Raw genomic sequence first — 4472 nt, 5'->3', positions numbered from 1 at the left:
GGCTACTGGCAGAGCCTCTGGTACCACGACCTCAAGGAGCCGGGGTCGCCGGAGTTCACCGCCGCCTTCACCAAGCGCAACGGCAAGCCGCCCGACAACCAGGCGTGGGGCGAGTACGTCGGCGTCCGGATCGCGCTGCAGGCCATCGCCGAGACCAGGAGCACGCGCAGCCAGGATCTGGTGGCGCATCTGGGCAAGGGCGCGAAGTTCGACGTGCTCAAGGGCCGGGAGGCCTGGTTCCGCGACTGGGACCACCAGCTCTTGCAGACGATGTACGTGGTGAGGGTGAAGGACAAGGCCAAGATGCGGGACCAGTGGGACATCTTCGACATCGTCGAGGCCCAGCCCGCCAGGGGCGACTCGCTCGAGCTCATCCAGCCGACCCGGGCCGAGAACCCCTGCTCCATGCCGGCGCTGTAGCGCCCGCCCGGGCCGCCAGACTGGGGCGCTTGCAGGAGGTGGAGCAGTCGAGCCCCACGTGGATGAGACCTTCTCCAAGAACTATCGTGCGGCTTTTGAGATACGGTATCTGAGGCGATACGCAACGACCGACGTGACGGATATGAATGGAAGAGTTAGGCGTACTGAAATTGATGCTTGCGGGCTACGCAGCTCCCAGCGGAAAATGCACGCATGAGCACGATACTGAAGCACGCGCTCTCGCTCAGCGCCGAGGATCGCTTGGAGTTGATCGAGGAGATCTGGGACAGCCTTGCGGCAACGCCGGGAGCCATCCCCGTGACTGACGCGCAGCGGAGGGAACTCGCCAGGCGTCGTCGTGCGCACGCGCGCAATCGTTCGGCGGCGAAGTCCTGGAGGGAGGTACGGGCCAAGCTCGAACACCGAAGGTAAGACGCGTACCACAAGCAAAGTTCCCGCCTCGCTCACGAGTTCCTTGAGGCCCTCAGCACCTGTCTCGCGTCCATCCGGCGCCATCCTGAAGCCTATCAACTTGTCGATCCCGCGATGCGGAGGGCGCTGCTGCCGAGGTTTCCCTACTGCGTCTTCTTTGAGGTGGAGACAGCCGAGATCATCGTCTACGGCGTTTTCCATGGCGCTCGCGACCCGCGAAGCTGGCGACGCCGACGCGACGGATAGCAAGCCTAATCTTGTCGTGTCTGCCTAACACGCCCGGGCCCCGCGAGATCGGGTCGAACCGGGGCTGGGTGGTAGGGTATCCTCTCTCGGGTGTCGGCGGCGATCATCCTCGAGCAGGTCGCGAACGGGCTCCTCGTCGGCTCCTACTACATCACCCTCGCCCTCGGCCTGTCGCTCATCTTCGGCATCGGCGGGGTGATCAACCTGGCCCACGGCGCCTTCTACGCGCTGGGGGCCTACTTCGCTATCGAGGCGCAGCGCCACCTGGGCTACGGCGGGGCGCTGGTCGTCTCGCCCCTGCTGGTGGCGCTCCTGGCCATGGCGGTGGAGACGGCGTTCCTGCGCCGGCTCTACCGCGGCGATCCCCTGCTGGGCCTGCTCTTCACGTTCGGCCTGGCCATGGTGGGCGAGCAGGCCATCCGCATCGTGTGGGGGGCGACGGGGTTCCCGTTCAACATCCCGCCGGCGCTGGGGGGCTTCGTCACCGCCGGCGACTTCGTCTACTCGCGCTACCGGCTGTTCGCGCTGGCGGTGACCGCGCTCGTCATCCTGGCCCTGTGGCTGATCCTGGAGAAGACACGGTACGGGATGATCGTGCGGGCCGGCACGCGCGACCCCGAGATGGTGCGCGCCAGCGGGATCAGCCTGCGGCCGGTGCTCACCGGCGTTTTCGGCGCCGGCGTCGGCCTGGCCGGCCTGGCCGGCGTGCTCTCGGCCCCCCTGGCCGGCATCCATCCCGCGATGGGGACCGACATCGGCACCGCCGCCTTCGTCGTGGTGGTCATCGGCGGGCTCGGTAGCTTCTGGGGGCCGATCGTGGGGGGCCTGCTGGTCGGCGTCATCCGCAGCCTGACCGTGCTCTTCTGGCCGCCGGCCGCCGAGGCGTCGATGTACGCCCTGATGGCGCTGGTGCTGCTGCTCCGGCCCCGCGGCCTGCTCGGCGAGCGCTGGGAGCAGTTCGAGTGATTCCCTACTGGCGCCACCCGCTGGCGATGCTGGCTCTCGGCCTGCTCGTGCTGCCGCTCGTCGTCCCCTGGCTCGGCACGACGGTGTCGGTGGCCACGGAGATCGCGATCTTCGCCCTCATCGGGCTTGGCTTCAACCTGCTGCTGGGCTACACGGGCCTGGCCTCCTTCGGCCACGGCGCCTTCGTGGGGCTGGCGGCCTACGCGACGGCACTGACACAGATCCACCTCGTGAAGGGCCTGTGGACGCCGCTCGCGGCCGGCGCCGGCGTCGCCGTCGCGCTCGGCGCCGTCCTCGGCTTCCTCATCCTCCGGCGCCGCGGCGTGTACTTCTCGCTCCTCACGCTCGCCTTCACCCAGATGCTCTTCTACATCGTCTACCGCTGGACGGCGGTGACCGGGGGCGAGAGCGGGCTGGGCGGCATCGTGCGCCCGCCGCTGCTGGGCGTCGACCTGGGCTCCCAGGTGGCCTACTACTACCTGACGGCCGCGGTCGTCTTCGCGGGCGCGCTGTTCGTCTGGCGGGTCGTGCACGCGCCGTTCGGCACCGTGCTCCAGGCCATCCGCGAGAACGAGCGGCGGGCGAGCTTCGTTGGCTACGACACCCGGCGCTACAAGTGGGCCGCCTTCGTCCTGTCGGCCGGCATCGCCGGCGTGGCCGGCGGGCTCTACTGCCTGCTCAAGCAGTTCGTCTTCGCCGATCTCGTGCACGTCACGATGTCGGGCGAGATCCTGGCCATGACGCTGGTGGGCGGGATGCGCTCCTTCCTCGGCCCCGTGGTGGGCGCGGCCTTCTTCGTCGTCTTCCGCGAGATGCTCACCAGCTACACCGAGAACTGGCTCCTCTACTTCGGCCTGCTCTTCATGGCCTTCATCCTCTTCTCGCCCGACGGCATCCTCGGCATCGCCCGCCGCCTGGCCCGTCTCGTGCGGCCGGAGGCGACCGCGCTGGCGGCGATGGCGGGCCGGCTCGTCCCGGCGCCGGCCGGCGACGGCGCGCTGCCGGCGGGGCGGGCGCGCCCGCGCCCGGGCGAGGTGCTCGTGGAGGCGCGGGGGCTCACCAAGCGCTTCGGGGCGGTCGCCGCGGTGGACGGTGTGGATCTCGACATCCGCGCCGGCGAGCTGCGGGCCCTCATCGGCCCCAACGGCGCGGGCAAGACGACGCTATTCAATTTGGTCTCCGGGCTGGTCCCGCCCGATGCCGGCGCGGTCAGCGTGCTGGGCCGTCCGGCCACGGGGCGGCCGCCGCACGAGATCGTGGCGCTGGGCCTGGGGCGCTCGTTCCAGATCGTCTCGGTCTTCCAGGAGCTGGCGGTGGCCGAGAACATCCGCCTGGCGGTGCAGGCGCGCAGCCCCCGGCGCTTCGACCCCTGGCGCAACGCGCTGGCGATCGACGCGATCGGCGCCGAGACGCGGGAGATCATCCGCCTGATCGGGCTCGAGGGCGTGGAGGCGGCGCCGGCCTCGAGCCTCTCCTACGGCGGCCAGCGGCTCCTGGAGATCGGCCTCGCGCTGGCGACGCGGCCGACCGTGCTGCTGCTGGACGAGCCGCTGGCCGGCCTCTCGACCGCGGAGCGGGAGCGCGTGGCGGCGTTCATCAAGACGCTCGCCCGCTCGGTGACCGTCGTCCTGATCGAGCACGACATCGACCGCGTGCTGGCGCTGAGCGACCGCATCACCGTGATGCACCTGGGGCGCGTCATCGCCGACGGCACGCCGGCGGAGATCCAGGCGCATCCGGAGGTCCGCGCGGCCTACCTCGGCGGTAGGGAGACGCCGCCCGCCCCGGCGGCGCCGCGCGCGGCCGGCGGCGAGCCGCTCGTGACGGTGGACGGCGTGGACACCTTCTACGGCAAGAGCCACGTGCTCCACCAGGTCTCGCTGGAAGTGCGGGCGGGCGAGATCGTGGCCCTGCTGGGGCGCAACGGCGCGGGCAAGACCTCCACGCTCAACACGATCATGGGGCTCCGGCCCCCGCGCGCCGGGAGCATCCGGTTCCGGGGCCACGAGATCGCGGGCCGCGCGCCCGAGGCCGTCGCCCGCCTGGGGATCGGGCTGGCGCCCCAGGGGCGGCGCGTCTTCCCCAACCTGACGGTCGCCGAGAACCTGGCTGTCGGCCGGATGGGGCGCGACAGCCACCGCCGCGGGCGCTGGGACGAGGCGCGGGTGCTCGCGTACTTCCCCCGCCTGCGCGAGCGCTGGCGCGCCCGCGCCGAGACGCTCTCGGGCGGCGAGCAGCAGATGCTGGCCATCGCCCGCGCGCTGGTCGGCGACGTCGAGCTGCTGCTGCTCGACGAGCCCTTCGAGGGGCTGGCGCCGGCCGTCGTCCGCGAGGTCTTCGCGCTCGTCCAGGGGCTGCGGGGCGAGACGGCCATCCTCCTGGTCGAGCACAACCTCGACCTCGCCCTC

Annotated in this window: 3 protein-coding genes; all 3 read left to right on the top strand. The window is 71.0% G+C overall.

Going from position 1 to position 4472, the window contains the following annotated elements:
• Positions 1 to 420, top strand: a 420-nt coding sequence (locus VGV13_12650; protein ID HEV8641942.1) for an ABC transporter substrate-binding protein, incomplete at its 5' end; no start/stop codon positions are given.
• A 768-nt stretch (positions 421 to 1188) separates the two neighbouring features.
• On the top strand, positions 1189 to 2064 hold the full coding sequence (locus VGV13_12645) for a branched-chain amino acid ABC transporter permease (protein HEV8641941.1): 876 nt from the start codon (positions 1189 to 1191) through the stop codon (positions 2062 to 2064).
• The coding region (locus VGV13_12640) for a branched-chain amino acid ABC transporter ATP-binding protein/permease (protein HEV8641940.1) at positions 2061 to 4472 on the top strand (2412 nt) is incomplete at its 3' end. The genes VGV13_12645 and VGV13_12640, both read left to right, overlap by 4 nt.

It is taken from the genome of Candidatus Methylomirabilota bacterium, from assembly GCA_036001065.1.
In the GTDB taxonomy this organism is placed as follows: domain Bacteria; phylum Methylomirabilota; class Methylomirabilia; order Rokubacteriales; family CSP1-6; genus MNEF01.
This window is presented reverse-complemented; position numbering and strand designations above follow the sequence as displayed.